The sequence below is a fragment of the Pelagibius marinus genome, assembly GCF_014925385.1.
GTDB lineage: Bacteria > Pseudomonadota > Alphaproteobacteria > Kiloniellales > Kiloniellaceae > Pelagibius > Pelagibius marinus.
In genome coordinates this window covers 294,320-312,582 of record NZ_JACSDK010000015.1, presented here as the reverse complement: position 1 = coordinate 312,582, position 18,263 = coordinate 294,320, and the positions used below count along the sequence as shown (strand labels likewise).

Here is an 18,263-nt window from a genome sequence, read left to right as displayed (position 1 = left end):
TTGTATTATGCGAATCAACTGGGCTTTAGTTTCTGCATTACAGCTCGCTGCGATCGCGGTCTTTGTCGGTATCTTGTTACTCGATGATGGTACACGTGATGCTCTTGTGGCGAGGCTGGCGTCAGCGACATCCCAATCCCCTGCCGGCAAGACATCTGTAAAGCCCGATCCGGCGTCCTGGCGATCTGCCCAGGAGCTAATCGAATCAGATCACAGGTTCCTGGACAGCCTGCTCCGCGGACAGATGGCCTCGGCACAGCCCGAACTCGAACCGGCCGAGTTCAGGCATCTGATCGGTGTGCCGAAGGAATGCCATGGCGACCCCGGGGTTACGGTTCAACTCACGCCTTTGGCCGACAAGCCCGCGTCGGGGGTTCCTCTGCAGGCGGTTTTGGCCGAGATTCACTGCGAGGCGGCGGTACTGAGGGCCGGCGGCCTGCTGTACCTAGCAGACGGCACGCAGCCGTCCAGAGGCCTCCTCGTCGCCATCCACGGGACGTCGTCGAGCCCCGAGCAGATCTTCGGCCTCGAGACGGACGAGCACTTCGATGCCGACGACTATCACCACAATTTCGCATTGCGCGCTGCAAAGGCCGGCTTCTCGGTTTACGCCCCCAGAATAGTGACGGACCCCCATCTCGAGCCCGTGAGCGTGTTCAACAAGAACCGGAACGAACTGGACCGGCGGGCAGAAGCTTTAGGGGCAAAGCTAGTCGGCATGGAGGTCTTCGCGATCAGCAAGACCGTCAACGAAATCAGAAAACTCGATGATCTCAAGCAGAAGACTGGCGTTTATGGGATCAGCTTGGGCGGCATGACTGCATTCTATCTTGCGGCGCTGGACCAGGACATCGATGCTGTCGTCGTCTCTCAATGGGCGGAGCAACGGGGGCCGAAGCTGGCATCGCGCGATCACAAGTCGGCCATGTGGCGATATGAACAGGCCGACTACACGATTTTTCGCGACTACGTTACCCGCCTGTCGGATGAACTCGTTGTCAGATCACTGATTGCGCCGCGCCCGCTTTTGTATGAGGTCGGGTCAGAGGATGAACGCAGCGAAAGGGTGCAGCCACTGTTTCGGCAACTCCAGTCGATCTATCCGCCTGACGCGGGCGCTGATAATCGACTCTGCCTTGTCGTTGGGCCCGGCGGTCATGAGATCTTTTTCGACAAGGCCATCCGGTTTCTCGAGTACTGGCTCCGTGAAAGCGGGACATCCGGTGCTGCAGCGGCCGGCAGTGCCGGCGTTCAGACAGGCGACCAGCCATCCGAGGCCTCAGATTTCTGTTCCCAGACCGGATGACCGCCGAAGTCGTGCCCGTGTGCGCTAGACCCCATCGCGGGATCCGTCGGCTTGCTCAGGTGATGCGGTTTCATCAAGCCCCATAGCCGAAAGCATTCTCTCGTTGATCGCTCTGACATCAAAGCGCTCTTCGGCAAGGCGGCGGCTGTTGCGCCCCATGACCACGATTTGCTGCGGGTTCTCGACGAAATGCAGCATCGCGCCGACAAGGGAACCGACGTCCCGTGGGGGAACAAGATAACCATTCTCGCCGACAACGACCGTTTCCCGACAGCCGGGCGCATCCGTGGTGATCACAGGACGGCCCGCGGCCATGGCTTCCTGGGTGCTGCGCGGAATACCTTCGCGATACGAGGGGAGGACAAAAACACTAGTCTGCGCCAGCCAGGGGCGCATATTGACATGCCCCGGCCATTCTAAAACACCCTCCGCCACCCAGGACGCAACTTCCCTTTCCTTGATGGCAGAGGGGTTGGAGTCCAACCCTCCCAGCAGCAGGAACCGGACTTCGGGGTGCTTTGCCTTTACCTGCCGGGCAGCTGTGACGTATTCGCGTACACCTTTTTCCCCCAAGAGTCGCGCGGCCAGCGCAAAGGTCACCGGCGGGCCGGGCAAATCCATCACCGGCCAGGCGGCAAGATCGACTCCGCTTCCGTTGACCGGAATGATCTTTCGGCACGAGACAATGCGCCGGGCGACGAATTCATCGGCATCGTCGCGATTCTGCATGAAAACAGCTTCTGTCCCGCGCAGGGCGATGCGGTAAAGTTGCTGCACTGTCGCCTGGATGATCCAGTCACGCGGCGAACCACCCTCGGAGAAGACATACCCCAGCCCCGTTATGAGCGCGAACCGCCGAGGCACGCGTGCCAGCGCGGCGGCAAGCAAGCCATAGATCACCGGCTTGACGGTGTAGGCGAGGACGACGTCCGGCGCCAGCCGGCGCATCTGCGCATACAAACCGATGATATCGCGGAAATCGCGAACAGGGTTGAGGCCTGTGCGCGACAAAGAGATATCGACGGGTTCGACACCAATGGCCGACAGTTCGGAGCGTGTTCCCGCATCGAAATCCGGGGCCAGCGCCAGAACCTCATGACCGTGGGCCCTCATCGCCTGTATCAGAGCGCCGCGGAAGTTGACCAGGTAGTGGGCGTGACTCCCGATGACGGCGACGCGCCGGCATGTCATGATGTTTTGAACCTGTTTTTTTTAGTTCTAATGCAGGAACCCGCATCGAGAACAAGCATAAGCGAGGGGGGTTTCCAATGAGTGCGACGCTGATCTGAGTTTGATTCGATGATCATTGTCAAGCAGCCGCTGCGAGCTTGAGGATGTTGTGAGCGATACGGACTGTCGCCCATGCGGCCTTCGCTTTGTCGGTACCGCACAGCAGGAATTGCCTGAGCCCTCATGCCTGGTCGATTAGTCCGAACACCGAATCAATAGCCTGCTTGCGGATTGCTCAGGCGATCTCGCCTGCGGAGGGTTTTCAGCCGTGTTCCAATTTCGGTGCTCCTGCCGATCGGTCCTCGCTTTTAACGAGTATAATTAAGTCTATAATTCGCCGAATGCGGGTTCCGCAAGCGCGTCGGGCGTGGAGCCCGACCTCGCGAGGGTGACCAGGACAATCAATGCCAGCGACGAATCCGACTGCGCCGCAACGCTCGGCGAGGGTGCCCACACTTGGAGCAAAAATATAGGAATTCCGCCAGATTCACAGCCGAGAGGCGCGGCCATTTGACATTCACGCGATGAACAAAGTATATGTTCACGCCGTGAATTTGACTATGCCGACGGCAGCGGCCTTCGTCTCTTGGCGGGGCGTGGAGGAAAATGGCCAGTTCCGAGACTCCGGACGAGCATCAGCAGGCGTCGACCCGCATCACGCTGGGCGTGCTGAATGCCGTCGACGGTGATCGTGCGGTTACCCAGCGCCGCATCGCCGCCGATCTCGGCATCGCCGTCGGCCTGGTCAACGCCTATCTCAAGCGCTGCGTCAACAAGGGGCTGATCAAGGTTCAGCAGGTGCCGAAGCGGCGCTACGCCTATTACCTGACCCCCAAGGGTTTCGCCGAGAAGTCGCGCCTCACCGCGACCTACCTGCGCGATTCCCTCGATTTCTTCCGCCAGGCGCGGTCTTCCTGCGACGAGGCGCTGGGCATGGCGGCGGCCAGGGGCTGGAAATCGCTGGTTCTGATCGGGCGCAGCGATATGGCGGAGATCGCGCTGGTCTGCACACTGCACCATCCGCTGCGCATCGTGGCGCTGGTCGATGACTCCGCTGACAGCGGCGAAGGGACCTTCGCATCCCTGCCGCTGGTCGCGAATTTCAGCGCGGTGACCGAACCCTTCGACGGCGCGCTGATCACCCACATCGTGGATGCCCAGACGGCCCATGACGTGGCCGTGGCTGAACTGGGGGCGGCAAGGGTGCTGGTGCCGGACATCCTCGCCCAGGCCATTGCCGCGGCGAAACAGAGCGACGGCGAAGCATGACAGCGGGCGAGGACATGCGCTGGCATGCGGTGCAGGCCAAGCCCGGCCAGGAAGACAAGGCGGCCTTCAACCTGCGCCGCCAGGGCTATGCCGTCTACCTGCCGAAGTATGCCCGCCTGCGCCGCCACGCCCGCAGGACGGAAAGGGTCGCCCGCCCGCTTTTTTCCGGTTATCTCTTCGTCGCCGTCGATGCCGGCCGCCAGGGTTGGCGCGCCATCAATTCGACTCTGGGCGTCATCAGGCTGGTTGCCGCGGCGGATGCACCCATCGCGGTGCCCGAGGCCGTGATCGACGCGCTGCGCGCGCGCGAGGGCGAGGACGGCTGCGTCCGTCTCGAGCCGCAACACCATCTGAAGAGCGGTGACAAGGTACGCATCACCGAGGGCGCGTTTGAGAGCTTCCTCGGGCTTTACGAGGGTTTGAAGGAGAACGAGCGGGCACTGGTTCTCATCGACTTCCTGGGGCGCAAGGTGCGCGCCCTGATCGACCCGGAGGCTCTGGCTGCCGCCTGAAGCGCGTGGCGCCGACCGCCGGACCTGGAGTCGCCGCTTCGGGAGGCGAAACTGCCGTCACCCGGAGTGCGGTAGCATGGGAAAAACAAACTGATATGCAGAGGAAGAGGGCCCTTACTCCGTGACCAATTTCGCACTCATCGGTGCCGCCGGCTTCGTCGCGCCCCGTCATATGAAGGCCATGCGCGCCGTGGGCGGCGACTTGAAGGCCGCAATCGACCCCAACGACTCCGTCGGCATCATGGACAGCCATTTTCCCGAGGCTCACTTCTTCACCGAGTTCGAGCGCTTCGATCGTTATATCGACAAGCAGCACCGCAGCGGCGAGCGCATCGACTATGTCAGCATCTGTTCGCCGAACTATCTGCACGATGCCCATGTGCGCTTCGCCCTGCGATCCGACTGCGACGCCATCTGCGAGAAGCCGCTGGTGCTCAATCCGTGGAACCTCGATGGCCTCGCCGAGATCGAGGCAAGCACCGGGCGCCGGATCAATACCATCCTGCAATTGCGCCTTCATCCTGCGATCATCGCGCTGAAACAGAAGGTGGATGCCTCCGATAGGCGCCACTCGGTGAACCTCTCCTACGTCACGTCGCGCGGGCGCTGGTACCACCAGTCCTGGAAGGGCGACGACAAGAAGTCGGGCGGCGTCGGCACCAACATCGGGGTGCATTTCTTCGATATGCTGAGCTTCGTTTTCGGCGCTGTCACCGACAGCGCCCTGCATCTCAGGAACGAGCGCCAGATGGCGGGCTTCATCGAATGCGAGAAGGCCGATATCCGCTGGTTCCTCTCCGTCGACCGCAACGATCTGCTGCCGGGGCTCGCCGAGGGTCAGTCGACCTATCGCGCGGTCACCGTCGACGGCGAGGACGTAGAGTTTTCCGCCGGTTTCACCGATTTGCACACCGCGAGCTACGAGGCGATCCTCGCCGGCAAGGGCTTCGGCCTGGAAGCGGTGCGCCCGTCGATCGAGATGGTGTCGGCGATGCGCACGGCCGATATCGAGCCGGGCCGCGGCGAACGGCACCCGATGGTTCCGGACGCCCGATGAGCCTGCCGGAAGCCAGCATCCACCCCACCGCGATCGTCGATGAGGGCGCGCGTATCGGCGCCGGCAGCCGCGTCTGGCACTGGGTCCATGTCTGCGGCGGCGCCGTTATCGGTGAGAACTGCTCTCTGGGACAGAACGTGTTCATCGGCAACCGTGTGATCCTCGGCAACAAGGTCAAGATCCAGAACAACGTGTCCGTCTACGACGACATCACCCTGGAAGACGGTGTGTTCTGCGGTCCGTCCTGCGTCTTCACCAACGTCGTCAATCCGCGCGCCGAGATCGAGCGCAAGAGCGAATATCAGCCCACCGTTGTCGAACGGGGCGCAACGATCGGCGCCAACGCGACGATCGTATGCGGACACCGGCTGGGCGCCTATTGCTTCATCGCGGCCGGCGCCGTGGTGACCAGGGACGTTCCTGCCTTTGCGCTGATGGCGGGCGTGCCGGCCAGGCGGATCGGCTGGATGAGCAAGGCCGGTGGCCGTCTGGGCGACGACCTGGTCTGCCCCCTCGACGACAGCCGCTATCGGCTGACCGGCCCGGAGACCCTGGAAGAGATCGGGGAGGGGATCGGCCGATGAGTGGTTCGCCCATCGCTTTCATCGACCTGGCCGCCCAGCAGCGTCGCCTGGGCGAGCGGCTCAGCCAGGCCATCGGCCGGGTGCTGTCCCATGGCACCTACATCCTGGGACCGGAGGTTGCGGAGCTGGAGCAGAGGCTGGCCGCCTTCTGTGGCGCCGCCCATTGCGTCACCTGCGCCAACGGTACCGATGCCCTGCAGCTGGTGATGATGGCCGAGGGTGTGGGGCCGGGCGATGCCGTCTTCGTTCCCGCCTTCACCTTCGTCGCCACCGCGGAGGTGGTGCCCCCGACTGGCGCCACGCCGCTGTTCGTGGACGTGCGCGAGGCCGACTTCAACCTCGACCCGGCCAGCCTGGAGGCCGGAGTCGCCGAAGCCAGGCGCCTGGGCCTCAGGCCGCGCATGGTCATTGCCGTCGACCTGTTCGGCCATCCGGCCGACCACGACGCCCTATCGGCGATCTGCGTGCGCGAGGGCATGACCCTGGTGGACGATGCTGCCCAGGGTTTCGGCGGTACCTACAGGGGCCGCCATGTGGGCTGCCTGGGCGACTACACGACGACCAGCTTCTTTCCGGCGAAGCCGCTGGGCTGCTACGGCGACGGCGGCGCGGTGTTCACCGACGATGCCGCCACAGCCGAACTGCTGCGCAGCCTGCGCTTCCACGGCAAGGGCGGCGACAAGTACGACAACGTGCGCATCGGCCTGAACTCCCGCCTCGATACCCTGCAGGCGGCGATCCTGCTGGAGAAACTGGCGATCTTCGAGGACGAGCTGGCCGACCGCCAGGCGGTGGCCGCGCGCTACGCCGAAGCCCTGAAGGGGCTCAACGCGGTGACGCTGCCCCGTGTCGCCGAAGGCTGCGTCTCGGCCTGGGCGCAGTACACGCTGCTGGTCCCGGACCGCGACGCCCTTGCGGCGGCCTGCAAGGATAAGGGCGTGCCGACCGCGGTCTATTATCCGATCCCGCTGAACCGCCAGACCGGCTACGCCATGCACCCCACGGTGCCTGGCGGCGTGCCCGTCTCGGATCGCCTGGCCGCCCAGGTGCTGAGCCTGCCCATGCATCCCTATCTGGATGTGGCGACCCAGGATCGCATCGTCGCGGCCGTCCGAAGTGGCATCGGCGCGATGGCAAGCAGCGTGGCCGGCGCATGAGCGCGGCTTTTTCCGCCTTTGCCGACCCGTTGCGGGTGAGCTGGAGCCGCCGCTCGATGCTCGCCCAGACGGTGCGCATCGCCCTGCGCCAGCGCTACGCCGGAACCGCCTTCGGCTTGGCGTGGCTCGTGCTCGGGCCGGTCCTGCTGCTGGCGATTTACAGCGCCGTCTATCTCGTCGTCTTCCGGATTCGGCCGGCGAACATGGAGGCGGGAGTCTACGTTCTCTATATTTTCTCCGGCCTGATCCCCCTGATCAACTTCAGCCAGGGGCTGACGCAGGGCGCTGTTTCCCTGACCGCCAACCGGAGCATTCTGCTGAGCACCGTGTTTCCGCCGGAGCTGGTTCCGCTGCGCGAGGTGCTGACCTCGCTGATCACCACGTCCATCGCCATCATGCTGGTGCTGGCCGCCGCGCTGGTCATGGGAAAGGTCGCCTGGACCTGGCTGCTGGTGCCGGTCGTGCTGATGCTGCTCATGATGTTTCTCGCCGGCCTGACCTGGATACTCTCCCTGGCGAACCTGGTGCTGAAGGATATTCAGCAGGCGCTGACTTACGTGACGATCATTCTGCTGGTCGCCAGCCCGATCGCCTACACGCCGGACATGCTGCCGGATGCCCTGCGTGTGCTGCTCTATTTCAATCCCCTGGCCTATTATATCGTCTCCCTGCAGAGTCTGATCGTTCTCGGCAGCCTGCCTCACTGGCCGATCGCCCTTGGTGCGCTCGGCTTCAGCGTCGCCAGCCTACTGCTCGGCGCCTACGTGTTCAGCCGCGCCAAGACGGTCTTCTTCGACTATGCCTGATCCCGCCGCTCAGCCCGCCATTCGCCTGTCCGGCATCCGCAAGGACTATCGCCTGTACGGCAGTCTGTCGGAGCAGGCCCTCGACGTGATGGGCCTGTCACGGCTCCGGTTCTGGCGGCGGGTGAACTACAGGACTTTCACAGCGCTCGACGGCATCGACCTGGACGTGATGCGGGGCGAGCGGGTCGGCATCGTCGGCCGTAACGGCGCTGGAAAGACCACCCTGCTGAAGCTCATCACGGGCAACTTCGCGCCGACAGCCGGCCGTGTCGAGGTCGACGGCGCGGTGCAGGCGCTGATGCAGACCGGGCTGGGCTTTCACGGCGAGTTCACCGGCATGGAGAACATCCGCGCATCGCTGGTCTACAACGGCCTGGCGGGTGACGCCCTGGAGGAGGCGGTTGCCGATATTTTGGACTTCTGCGAGCTTGAGGACTTCATCGACCAGCCGGTCAAGACCTACTCGCTGGGCATGCGCACGCGTCTGCAGTTCGCCGCGGCGACGGCGATCAAGCCGGATATCGTGATCATCGACGAGGTGCTGGGTGCGGGCGATGCCTACTTCGCAGGGAAATCGGTCGAACGGATCAGGCGGCTGACGCAAGACGGCGCCACCCTGCTGATCGTTTCGCACTCGATGGCACAGATCCTGCAGTTCTCAACCCGCGCGGTCTGGCTGGACGGCGGCAAGATCGTCTCGGCCGGCGCGCCGCTCGACATCGTCAACCAGTACGAGGAGTTCATCAACAATCTGGAGCAGGACCGTGCGGCGCCCGGCGCCCCGGCAGGCCGACTGAAGGAAGTGCCGCAGTGGATCCTCGAGAAGACGGGGACCGGCGAAGGCAGCGGGGCCGACTGGGGCGGCAGCGGGCCGCTGCGCATCGACAGCCTGCAGGTCGTCGACGCGAACGGCAAGCCGGTCGATACCATCAAGACCGGCGAGGCGATCGGTTTCGCCGCCACCGTCAGCTCGGACCAGAACGGCAGCTTCCCCTGTTCCTGCCTGTTCACCATGTACAACGAGGGCGGTGACGTCGTCGGACGGATGATCGAGCCGCAACGCAGCTATGACTGCGACGGCGCTCAGCACCGGGTCATCGCCTGGCTCGGCGACAATCCCATCGGTCAGGGAAAGTACATCGTGTCGGCCGCCCTGTTTCGCGATTACGACCCGGCGGTGCCGACACAGGGACACCGTTACCACATCCTGTCCCGCGGATATCAGTTCCGCGTCAAGTCGGAGCGCCGGGACACCAGCCGGATTGTCCTGACGCCCGACTGGCGCTGGCAGGCGGAGGAGGGCGGAGCGCTTGCCGCAGCTGCATCGAAGGCTACCGATGGCCGGACCGGTGCCTAGAGAAGCCGCCGTGAGGGGACAGGGGCACCCCGCCGAGCAGGCGGTGCTGCAGACTCTGCTCTCCGCCCGGGGGGACGCCGCGCCGACGGCGATCTTCATCCTGGGGGCGCCACGCACCGGCAGCACCGTGTTCTACCAGGCGCTGTGCAGCCGCTTCGCGCTGCCTTTTATCGCCAACCTCACCAACGACAGTTTCGCCGAGACGCCGATCGTAGGGCTCTCCATCCAGAAGTCGCTCCCGGTGCAAATCCGCTATGACAGCCGCTACGGCAAGACGGAGGGGCCGTTCCAGCCGTCGGAGGGCTCGGCGGTGATGACGCGCTGGTTCGGCGGCGGGCATCCCTCCGCGCTGGTCAGTGCGCGCATTCTGGAAGGGATGGAGCCGCATTTCCTCGCGACGCTCGCCGCGGCGGAGGCCTTGTTCGCGGCGCCGCTGGTGATCAAGAACGCCTGGCACTGCTTCCGCGTCCCCTACCTGGCCGAGGCGCTGCCGAGCGCGCGCTTCATCTGGATCCGGCGCGACGTGGGCGCCGCCGCCAAGTCGGACCTGGCGGCGCGCTATCACACCAAGGGTTCGGCCCAGGAATGGAATTCGGCCACGCCCGTCAACGTCGAGGACCTGCGCCGGCTCGCCCCGGCGGCCCAGGTCGTGGAGAACCAGCACGCGTTCAACACTGCCGTCGCTGCAGGGCTGACCCGGCATGCCGGGGGGCGCTGGCGGGAGATCTGGTACGAGGACTTCTGCAACGACCCCGAAGCCGTGCTGACCGACCTGGACGGCTTCCTCGAGCGGAGCCCCGTCGAAGGCGCCTGTGACATCGAAATCGGCCGTTCCGGCGCGGTCGACCTGCCGGCGGTGGACGGCGACGCGATAGACCGCTACCTGGCGGAGCAGGTAGAACGTCTTTCCGCCGACAGCTATGCCGCGCGAAAGTGAGTTGAGGGCCAATGGAGATTCTGACTGAAGACGCCGTTTCGCGCTTTCTCGTCGACGACCCCATCGGCGCGTTGATGGATGTCTGCAGCGAAGCGGGCGACGAGGCACTGGTCTGCCAGCGCTGGCTGCGCGACAGCGCGCCGAAGCGGCTGATCTTCGAGCGCCTCTACGGCGACCTTCTGCATGGCGATGAAGGGCGCCGGGTCCTCGACGTTGGCGGGGGAGTCACCTGCCTGACCCGCCTTCTCGCGGCACGGCAGCGCTATGAGCTGGTCGACCTGATGGCCCACTCCGACGAGCCCGAGGTGGAAAGGGCCCGCGGGCAGGCGGACCGCCCCTATATTCACGTTGTCGACTGGTACGAATTCACGCCTAAAGGCACCTATGACGTGGTCATCGCCAACGATCTGTTCCCCAACGTGGATCAACGGCTCCCGATGTTTCTCGCCAAGATGCTGCCGATTGCGCGCGAAGTGCGGCTGTCACTCACCTACTACCCGCAGGGCCGCTTCTACATGACCCGGCGCGTGGACGGGGACGAGGTGTTTTGCATGCTGGCCTGGGACGGCGACATGACCGCCCGCGTGCTGGACCGCTACGCGGATCGCATCGTGGAGCCGGACCTCGGCCTGTTGACGTCGGAGAGCCGCTCGGTCTATCCGAATGGCCGCCAGGTCTGTCTGGCGGTCCTCAAGGGCGACCAGGGCTGAGGCTTCCACACAAGCGATAGGACCCATGACGGATACCTCCCAACACGACCCGCTCCGCATAACCTTCTTCGGCGATTCGATTTGCGTCGGCCAGGGGGTGTCGATCTACAACGGCTGGGTGACCCGGGTCGCCGGTTGCCTGGAAAGGATCGCCGAAAGCCACAACCGCGAGATCGTCGTCACCAACGCCTCGGTGAATGGCAATACCACCCGTCAGGCGCTGGAGCGGATGCCCTACGATGTTCAGTCGCATGGGGTGGACATTCTCATCGTCCAGTTCGGCATGAACGACTGCAACTATTGGCAGACGGACCGAGGCCTGCCGCGGGTGAGTCCGGCCGGCTTCGCAGCCAATCTGGCGGAGATCATCGACCGTGGGCGCGCCTTCGGCGCCAAGCGGATCTTCCTGCACAACAACCACCCCACGACCCGGGACCGCGACCCCTTTCCGGGCACCTCCAAGACGTACGAAGACAGCAACCGTGAATACAATGCGATCGTCCGCCGGGTCGGGGCAGAGGCGCCCCGCGACGTCGTGTTCATCGATATCGAAACATCCTTCAAAGATATCGCGGGCGGCGACAGTGAAAAGCTTGCGAGTCTCCTGCTGGCCGACGGTCTGCATCTGAGCCGCAAGGGGCATGACATCTATTTCGACGTAGTGGCGGACAAGATCGAGCGATGCGCCGCCGAAGCTCTCGAAGCAGCGGTGTAATGTTGCGGACTGAGTCGACACACGATCACGGGTGGGCGATGGACGGGTCAAGTAGCCAACATCCGATGGTATCGACCGTTGACGCCGCCGCTGCCCAGATGCGGCCCGGCGACCGGCGTCTGCGCATTCTGCTGTTGGCGGATGACGCGCACCCGGCCGATGCCGTGCGCGACCACATCCGCTCGATCAAGCAGCACTCCCGCCAACGGGTCGCGGTCGTCAATCCGATCCGCTACCGCAAGGGCTGGCGGGTCAGGTCGCTCGACTATGACGTCATTCTCATTCACTACTCCATCTCCGTTCTCTTCGACTACTATCTGCCTGGGCCGGTCGCGGCAGCTGTGGCGGCCTTTTCCGGGCCGAAAATCCAGATCATCCAGGACGAGTGCCGCTGGGTCGACCGGATGACCCAGCGAATGGCCGGACTTGGCATCAATGCGGTGTTCTCATCGCTGACTCCGGAGAACATCCGCCTCGCTTATCACCACCAACACGTGGCCGGCATCCGGTTCATCTCCGGACTGCCGGGCTATATCTCCAACCGCCTGCGCAAGGTCGATGCGCCGCCGCTCGCCAACCGGCCGTTTGACCTCGTCTATCGGGGGCGGCCGCTGCCGATCTGGCTCGGCCGCTTCGGTCAGGAGAAGGCTGCCATCGGCGAACAGGCGCTTCGCATGGCCGAGCGTTACGACCTAAAAGCGGATTGCGACACGCGCGAGGAAGCGCGGGTCTACGGCGCGCAATGGCACGACCTGCTGACACGCGGCCGCGCGGCCCTGGCGACGGAAGGCGGCGCCACCGTGTTCGACTTTGACGGAACGATCGAGGAAAAGGTCGCGGAATACCGAAACGACCACCCCGCAGCCGACGACGATGACGTCTGGCACGCAGTGGTCCGCCCCCACGAAGGCAACGTCGTCCACAAGACGATCACGCCGCGCGTTTTTGAGGCGATCATGTGCCGTACGGCACTGGTGATGTATCCGGGCGACTATCGTGGCATCCTGCAGCCCTGGGAGCACTACATCCCGCTGGAGCGGGACGGATCGAACGAGGCCGAAGTCGTGAGTCGCCTGCGGGACGACGCATTTCTGGAGCAGCTGACCGAACGGGCCTACCGCCGCGTCGCCGACGACCCTGCTTTGGACTTCGCAAACTATGTCCGGGCACTGGATGCCGCTGCCAGCCGGCTCTTCACGGAGCGCGAGGCGGCGGCACAGGGCCACAGGACGGCTTTTGCCGGACTGGCGGCGCTTCCGGTGGTCCGCAACTGCATTTCCGGCCTGGAGCGGCAGCTGAGCGACCTCGGAAATGTGCATACCCCGGCAGGCAAGGCGTCTTACAAGATCAGCCAGTGGACAGAGCTTGCGAAAACGCTGCTGGTCAGGCTCCTTTCTGGGCGGAATACGACATCATCATCCGGTGGCGGGAAGCCCGGGGAATGAAGAACACCATCCTGATGTTATATGGCGACCAGTTCCGCTTCATAGGAACGGTCGGCGCGCATCTCGAGGCCTTCAAGGTCCACAGCCGACACGACGTCGTGCAACTGGACGCAACCGCAGTCGCGGCAATGAGCCTCGACTTTGGCAGGTTCGATTGCATCGTCCTGCACTATTCTCTGATCGTAACGGGGGCCCGCTATATTGGGGACGACGTGCGCCAGAAGCTGAGAGAGTACCAAGGACCCAAGGTGCTCTTTATTCAGGATGAAATGCGCTGGGTGGACGCAACCTCCGCGGCGATCAAGGATCTGGGCGTCACCACCGTTTTTACCGTCGTCAACGAGGACGTGGTCCGCAAGATTTACCGTGACCCCTGGATGGACCGCGTCCGTTTCGAGCAGACCCTCACCGGCTTTGTGCCCGAGGAGTTGACGAAGCTTCCGGTGCCGGCATATCAGGACCGGCCGATCGATGTTTCATACAGGGCCCGGAAACTGCCGGGCTGGTGTGGGGCCTTCGGCCAGGAAAAGTGGATCATCGGTGCCCGTTTCGCCGCCGACGCGGAGGCTTACGGACTGAAATGCGATATCTCGACCGCCGAGCGGGATCGCATCTATGGGCAGAAGTGGGTCGAGTTCGTCGCCAATTCCAAGGCGATGCTTGGGACCGAAAGTGGTGCGAGCTTCGTCGATTTTTCCGGCGATATTGCGCCGGCGGTGGACCAGTTCGAGGCCGCAAATCCGAATTTGTCCTTTGAGGAAGTGCGCGACCGGTTTCTCGAAGGGCGAGATGGCGAGATCGTTATACATGTCATCTCACCGCGCTGCTTCGAGGCAGCCGCGTTGCGCACCCTGATGATCATGTACGAAGGGGAGTACTCCGGCGCGCTGACCGCCGGCCGGCACTATGTCCCCTTGAAACGTGATCACTCCAATATGGATGAGGTGGTGGCGGTATTGCGCGATCCGGATCGCGCCGGCCGCATCATCGAGAGTGCTTACAACGAGGTTGCCTGTTCCGGAGCATGGACCTATGCGGCATTCATCCATCATTTCGATCGCGTGGTCGCGGAGGAATGTGCCAATGGCCGCCGGCAGCCGAAGTCCGCACTCGATCCCGGTGAAGTGACGGCTTTGGAACAGAGGAGTGGGTATCTCGCAGCGCGCCATAGGCGCCGGCTTCAGTTCGCCATCAAGATGCAAGCCGTTGCGGCGAGAGTGTTCCGTTTCATCGAGCGAATGCTGCCGGGATTTGCCGGACGATCATTCTTGTGGATCGGGCGTCGGGTTATGAGGCTTGTGAAACCGTATCTGCGGCGAATTCTGCTGGACTAGAGATGGCATTATGGTGACGAAGGGCGAAGGCATGATGGCAGCCGACGGGGTTTCCTCCGATGTCGACCAGAATCAGATCGACGAGGCCAACAGCGCCTTCTGGAACGAGTTGTGCGGGACGCAGCTGGCGCAGTCCCTGGGGATCACTGACGACAGCATGGAGAGCCTGCGCCGCTTCGATGCCTGGTACATGGACTTCTACCCCTACCTCGAAACGCACATCCCGTTTCAAAGCTTCTCCGGGCAGAAGGTTTTGGAGGTCGGGCTCGGCTACGGCACGGTCGCTCAGCGGATTGCCGACAGCGGGGCCATATACTCCGGTCTCGATATTGCCGCCGGTCCGGTGGATATGGCCAATCGGCGCCTTGCCACGACCAATGCCGAGGGGGCTGCGGTCTGCGGCAGCATTCTTGACGCGCCTTTCCCTGATGCCGAATTCGACTACGTCGTCGCCATCGGCTCGCTGCATCACACCGGCGCTTTGGATCGGGCCCTGTGCGAGGTTCATCGCCTTCTCAAGCCCGGTGGCGGCGCGACGGTAATGGTTTACAACGCGGCGTCCTATCGCCAGTGGGCCCTCAGCCCGTTGAAGACATTAAGGCGTAGATGGTCGGATCCGGCACGTTATGTCAGCCACAACGAGGCCGATGAGCGGATGCGCGGTGCCTACGATGTCAATGCTGCCGGCGCCGGCGCCCCGCAGACCGAGTTTGTAACCCGCAGCGAATTGACGTATTTAACCCGGGACTTTGCCAGTTGCGATATCGTGGCCGAGAATATCGGAAGCGAGTCGGTTCTGAGGTTTTTGCCGAGGCCGATAGCCTGTCGCCTGTTAGGCCCCTATATTGGCCTGGACCTCTATTGCAGGCTCGTGAAATAGGCCTTTCGGCAATTCAGAAACATCAAATCTGACCAAAGGATTCGTATACCTTGTGTGGAATAGCCGGCATTGTTGAGCTGAAGGGCGGGGCGCTTCCGCGGCTCGAGTCGCATCTCGCCGTCATGAGCAGACTGATCGCTCACCGGGGGCCCGATGGCGCCGGCCTGTGGCAAGCCGCAGGCGCGCAGGCCGGGCTCGCTCACCGCCGACTGGCGATCATCGATCTCAGCGAAGAGGCTCGCCAGCCCATGGAAGGGGCCAACGGCACGACCATTGCCTACAATGGCGAGATCTATAACTACATCGAGCTGCGGGAGCAGCTTGCCTCCGGCTGGTCGTTCCGCAGCCATTCGGACACCGAGTGCATCCTTGCCGGCTATGCGCGCTGGGGCCGCGACGTCGTAGACCATCTGCGCGGCATGTTTTCCTTCGCGCTGTGGGACGAGGCGAACCAGCGCATGTTCTGCGCTCGTGACCGTTTCGGTATAAAGCCGTTCTACTATGCCGTGGACGACGGCGTGTTCTACTTCGCCTCGGAAGCCAAGGCGCTTCTGCCTTTCCTGCCCGAGATCGACACAGATGCCGACGCTTTGGCGGAGTATCTGACCTTCCAGTACACGATCGGTGAGCACACTTTGTTCAAGGGCATCAAGCAGCTTCTGCCGGGCCACGCACTGACGGTGGGAGGCGGCGAGGTCACCGTGTGGCGCTATTGGGATGTGCACTACGAAATCGACTACGACCACAGTCAGGCCTATTTCGAGCGTCGACTGGAGGAACTGGTGGACGATTCCGTGCGCGTGCATCTGCGCAGCGACGTTCCGGTCGGTGCCTATGTCTCGGGGGGTATCGATTCCAGCCTGATGGGGCTGTTGGCGGCGCAGCACGACGAGACCAACCGCAAGGCCTTCAATGGCCGCTTTACCCAGTTCCCCGGTTACGACGAGAGCCACTATGCCGGCCTTGTTGCGGAGCGCATGAACGGCGACCTCCATATTGCCGACATCACCCATGAGGATTTTCGCGACAACATTGCCGATGTCATCTACCACCTCGACTTTCCCGTAGCCGGCCCGGGTTCTTTCCCGCAGTTCATGGTGTCCAAGCTGGCGGCGGAGCATGTGAAAGTGGTGCTCGGCGGTCAGGGCGGCGACGAGATCTTCGGCGGCTATGCGCGCTACCTGCTGGCCTATTTCGAGCAGTGTATAAAGGCGGCGATGGATGGGACGTACAAGAACGGCCACTATGTCGTCACCATTGAGTCCATCGTGCCCAACCTTGGACTGTTACGCGAATACAAGCCGCTGATGCGCGAGTTCTGGCGCGAGGGGCTGTTCGGTCCTCTGGACGAGCGCTATTTCCGCCTCGTCAACCGCGCCAATGACATTGAGAGCGAGATCGACTGGGACGGCCTCGACATGAGAGGCGTGTTCGAGAGGTACCAGGCGATCTTCAACAATCAGGCCAATGTGCGCAAGGAAGCCTATCTCGACAGCATGACGCATTTCGATTTCAAATGTCTGCTGCCGGCACTGCTTCAGGTCGAGGACCGCATGAGCATGGCTCACGGCCTGGAAAGCCGGGTGCCGCTGCTTGATCATGCCTTGGTCGAATTTGCCGCTACTGTGCCCGCGGACTTCAAGTTCTCCGGCGGTCGCATGAAGCATTTGATAAAGACCGCCTTTGCCGATGTTATTCCCGACGACGTGCTTAACCGGCGCGACAAGATGGGTTTCCCGGTACCGCTCAAGGAATGGTTCGGCGGCGAGCTGCGCGACATGACCGTGGACATCTTCAACAATCTGCGGGACCGTCACCGGCCCTATATCAATGCCGAGGCGGTGCTGGCCAACTTCGACAAGGCCGCGCGTTTTTCTCGCAAGACCTGGGGGCTGCTTAGCCTCGAACTATGGCATCAGGCTTTCCATGACCGGGGCGCGCACTATCGCGGCCTGCTGGAGGGGCGGGCGGAAGTGGAGCTGGAAAGGGGAACGGGGTGAGATCCTGCACGACCGGCCGCTATGGCCGGACCCCTTCACGGGCCCCCGAAGCAGCGCTGCCTTGCGGCGGTGCGGTTCTGGCCGGTCAGCGGGCGGCGTGAAGGCACGGGCCTGGAGGCAGGGAATGCGGCATCCCGGGGCATCACGATGATTTACTTCTTTGCCGGTCCGCACAGAAACGGATCGCACTTCCAGTACTTCGTGGCGGAGGAAGCGCTCAAGCAGATCGGGCGGCCCTATCAGGTCCTCGATCCCGTCCCGTTCCACAACCACGACCTGGCCGCATCCAAGCGGATCCTGCGGGCCGCCGCCAAGGACAACGCCACTTTCCTTGCCAAGGGGCACTGGTACCGGAAGCGGGAGCTCGACCTGCTGCAGTCCTGCCCGAACCTGCGGGTCATGGTCATCTGGCGCGATATTCCGAGCGCCATGATGTCGGCCTACAAGTACTACTATGCGAAGAAGGGTTACGAGGTCCCGAGCTTCGATGAGTTCTACTGGAAGGGTGCCGGCCGCTGGATGTTGATCGAGCAGTACAGATACCGGCTCGCCTACCGCTGCTACGATGCCTTCCAGTCGTCCTATGAGGGCCTGGTGGACGACTTCGACGTGGAGGCTGCGCGGCTCATCAACGCCATGGGGATCGGCGCCGAGGTGGATCTCGCGAAACTGGCAGAGGCGGTTTCGAAACCGCGGCTGCGCGAGACACACGGAGACCGCGACGCGGTGTTCTTTACCCGTTCTGGACCCGATGCCGCCCAGGGCGCCCGGCTGAGCCAGACCTGTCTGTCGGATTTCCGCAAAGTAGGGGCCATGTCCGCCGCGCGGCTCGCGGCGGAAAGCTGGATCGAGGCTGCGCGCCAGGCGCCGAGGTACCTGGCACATCGTCTATCGAACCGGCTGTTGGTGCCGAACTGACCGGCGGGTTCCCTTTGACGTTGGACGCAGGCTTGAGGCTGACTCC

17 protein-coding genes are annotated in these 18,263 nt (G+C 63.3%); 16 read left to right on the top strand and 1 reads right to left on the bottom strand.

The features are described from left to right. Nucleotides 1-7: 7 nt before the first annotated feature. Nucleotides 8-1,306 (top strand): dienelactone hydrolase family protein, encoded by a 1,299-nt coding sequence (locus H7X47_RS19215; RefSeq protein WP_193370347.1) that lies wholly within the window; start codon nt 8-10, stop codon nt 1,304-1,306. A gap of 24 nt (nt 1,307-1,330) precedes the next feature. Here the strand turns inward: H7X47_RS19215 and H7X47_RS19210 are convergent, their stop codons facing one another. Continuing rightward, a complete protein-coding gene (locus H7X47_RS19210) occupies nt 1,331-2,497 on the bottom strand; it encodes a glycosyltransferase family 4 protein (protein ID WP_193370346.1) in 1,167 nt (388 codons plus the stop codon). Nucleotides 2,498-3,142: 645 nt separating this feature from the next. On the opposite strand from H7X47_RS19210, the gene H7X47_RS19205 reads away from it, so the two are divergent. The 15 genes from H7X47_RS19205 to H7X47_RS19135 all read left to right on the top strand — a co-directional run bounded on the left by H7X47_RS19205 (nt 3,143) and on the right by H7X47_RS19135 (nt 18,217). Next, nucleotides 3,143-3,805 (top strand): winged helix-turn-helix transcriptional regulator, encoded by a 663-nt coding sequence (locus H7X47_RS19205; RefSeq protein WP_193370345.1) that lies wholly within the window; start codon nt 3,143-3,145, stop codon nt 3,803-3,805. Then, entirely contained in the window at nt 3,802-4,317 is a 516-nt protein-coding gene (gene nusG / locus H7X47_RS19200; RefSeq protein ID WP_193370344.1) for a transcription termination/antitermination protein NusG, read from the top strand. The genes H7X47_RS19205 and nusG overlap by 4 nt, the downstream gene beginning before the upstream one ends. 121 nt (nt 4,318-4,438) lie before the next feature. Next, nucleotides 4,439-5,374: a Gfo/Idh/MocA family oxidoreductase gene (locus H7X47_RS26375; protein ID WP_193370343.1), complete on the top strand. Its 936-nt coding sequence runs from the start codon at nt 4,439-4,441 to the stop codon at nt 5,372-5,374. Then, nucleotides 5,371-5,958: an acyltransferase gene (locus H7X47_RS19190; protein ID WP_193370342.1), complete on the top strand. Its 588-nt coding sequence runs from the start codon at nt 5,371-5,373 to the stop codon at nt 5,956-5,958. The genes H7X47_RS26375 and H7X47_RS19190 overlap by 4 nt, the downstream gene beginning before the upstream one ends. Further along, nucleotides 5,955-7,115: a DegT/DnrJ/EryC1/StrS family aminotransferase gene (locus tag H7X47_RS19185; RefSeq protein ID WP_193370341.1), complete on the top strand. Its 1,161-nt coding sequence runs from the start codon at nt 5,955-5,957 to the stop codon at nt 7,113-7,115. Before H7X47_RS19190 ends, H7X47_RS19185 begins: the two co-directional genes overlap by 4 nt. Then, nucleotides 7,112-7,921, top strand: a complete 810-nt coding sequence (locus H7X47_RS19180; protein ID WP_193370340.1) for an ABC transporter permease — start codon at nt 7,112-7,114, stop codon at nt 7,919-7,921. Before H7X47_RS19185 ends, H7X47_RS19180 begins: the two co-directional genes overlap by 4 nt. Further along, complete coding sequence (locus H7X47_RS19175) at nt 7,914-9,278, top strand: ABC transporter ATP-binding protein (protein WP_193370339.1); 1,365 nt, start codon at nt 7,914-7,916, stop codon at nt 9,276-9,278. The genes H7X47_RS19180 and H7X47_RS19175 overlap by 8 nt, the downstream gene beginning before the upstream one ends. A 10-nt stretch (nt 9,279-9,288) precedes the next feature. Continuing rightward, on the top strand, nt 9,289-10,215 hold the full coding sequence (locus H7X47_RS19170) for a sulfotransferase family protein (protein ID WP_193370338.1): 927 nt from the start codon (nt 9,289-9,291) through the stop codon (nt 10,213-10,215). An 11-nt stretch (nt 10,216-10,226) separates the two neighbouring features. Then, nucleotides 10,227-10,925 (top strand): class I SAM-dependent methyltransferase, encoded by a 699-nt coding sequence (locus H7X47_RS19165; RefSeq protein ID WP_193370337.1) that lies wholly within the window; start codon nt 10,227-10,229, stop codon nt 10,923-10,925. Between the two features lie 25 nt (nt 10,926-10,950). After that, nucleotides 10,951-11,640 (top strand): SGNH/GDSL hydrolase family protein, encoded by a 690-nt coding sequence (locus H7X47_RS19160; protein WP_193370336.1) that lies wholly within the window; start codon nt 10,951-10,953, stop codon nt 11,638-11,640. A 65-nt stretch (nt 11,641-11,705) separates the two neighbouring features. Then, nucleotides 11,706-13,085: a glycosyltransferase gene (locus H7X47_RS19155; protein WP_193370335.1), complete on the top strand. Its 1,380-nt coding sequence runs from the start codon at nt 11,706-11,708 to the stop codon at nt 13,083-13,085. Next, complete coding sequence (locus H7X47_RS19150; protein WP_193370334.1) at nt 13,082-14,419, top strand: hypothetical protein; 1,338 nt, start codon at nt 13,082-13,084, stop codon at nt 14,417-14,419. The genes H7X47_RS19155 and H7X47_RS19150 overlap by 4 nt, the downstream gene beginning before the upstream one ends. A 10-nt stretch (nt 14,420-14,429) precedes the next feature. Beyond that, complete coding sequence (locus H7X47_RS19145; protein ID WP_193370333.1) at nt 14,430-15,299, top strand: class I SAM-dependent methyltransferase; 870 nt, start codon at nt 14,430-14,432, stop codon at nt 15,297-15,299. Between the two features lie 50 nt (nt 15,300-15,349). After that, nucleotides 15,350-17,299 (top strand): asparagine synthase (glutamine-hydrolyzing), encoded by a 1,950-nt coding sequence (gene asnB, locus H7X47_RS19140; RefSeq protein WP_193370332.1) that lies wholly within the window; start codon nt 15,350-15,352, stop codon nt 17,297-17,299. Nucleotides 17,300-17,320: 21 nt separating this feature from the next. Further along, nucleotides 17,321-18,217 (top strand): hypothetical protein, encoded by an 897-nt coding sequence (locus H7X47_RS19135; RefSeq protein WP_193370331.1) that lies wholly within the window; start codon nt 17,321-17,323, stop codon nt 18,215-18,217. Nucleotides 18,218-18,263: the final 46 nt, after the last annotated feature.

Coding starts and splice junctions, on each gene's coding strand:
- H7X47_RS19215 (WP_193370347.1), top strand. CDS start 8: ATGCGAATCAACTGGGCTTTAGTTTCTGCATTACAGCTCGCTGCGATC.
- H7X47_RS19210 (WP_193370346.1), bottom strand. CDS start 2,497: ATGACATGCCGGCGCGTCGCCGTCATCGGGAGTCACGCCCACTACCTG.
- H7X47_RS19205 (WP_193370345.1), top strand. CDS start 3,143: ATGGCCAGTTCCGAGACTCCGGACGAGCATCAGCAGGCGTCGACCCGC.
- nusG (WP_193370344.1), top strand. CDS start 3,802: ATGACAGCGGGCGAGGACATGCGCTGGCATGCGGTGCAGGCCAAGCCC.
- H7X47_RS19190 (WP_193370342.1), top strand. CDS start 5,371: ATGAGCCTGCCGGAAGCCAGCATCCACCCCACCGCGATCGTCGATGAG.
- H7X47_RS19185 (WP_193370341.1), top strand. CDS start 5,955: ATGAGTGGTTCGCCCATCGCTTTCATCGACCTGGCCGCCCAGCAGCGT.
- H7X47_RS19180 (WP_193370340.1), top strand. CDS start 7,112: ATGAGCGCGGCTTTTTCCGCCTTTGCCGACCCGTTGCGGGTGAGCTGG.
- H7X47_RS19175 (WP_193370339.1), top strand. CDS start 7,914: ATGCCTGATCCCGCCGCTCAGCCCGCCATTCGCCTGTCCGGCATCCGC.
- H7X47_RS19165 (WP_193370337.1), top strand. CDS start 10,227: ATGGAGATTCTGACTGAAGACGCCGTTTCGCGCTTTCTCGTCGACGAC.
- H7X47_RS19160 (WP_193370336.1), top strand. CDS start 10,951: ATGACGGATACCTCCCAACACGACCCGCTCCGCATAACCTTCTTCGGC.
- H7X47_RS19155 (WP_193370335.1), top strand. CDS start 11,706: ATGGTATCGACCGTTGACGCCGCCGCTGCCCAGATGCGGCCCGGCGAC.
- H7X47_RS19150 (WP_193370334.1), top strand. CDS start 13,082: ATGAAGAACACCATCCTGATGTTATATGGCGACCAGTTCCGCTTCATA.
- H7X47_RS19145 (WP_193370333.1), top strand. CDS start 14,430: ATGGTGACGAAGGGCGAAGGCATGATGGCAGCCGACGGGGTTTCCTCC.
- H7X47_RS19135 (WP_193370331.1), top strand. CDS start 17,321: ATGGCCGGACCCCTTCACGGGCCCCCGAAGCAGCGCTGCCTTGCGGCG.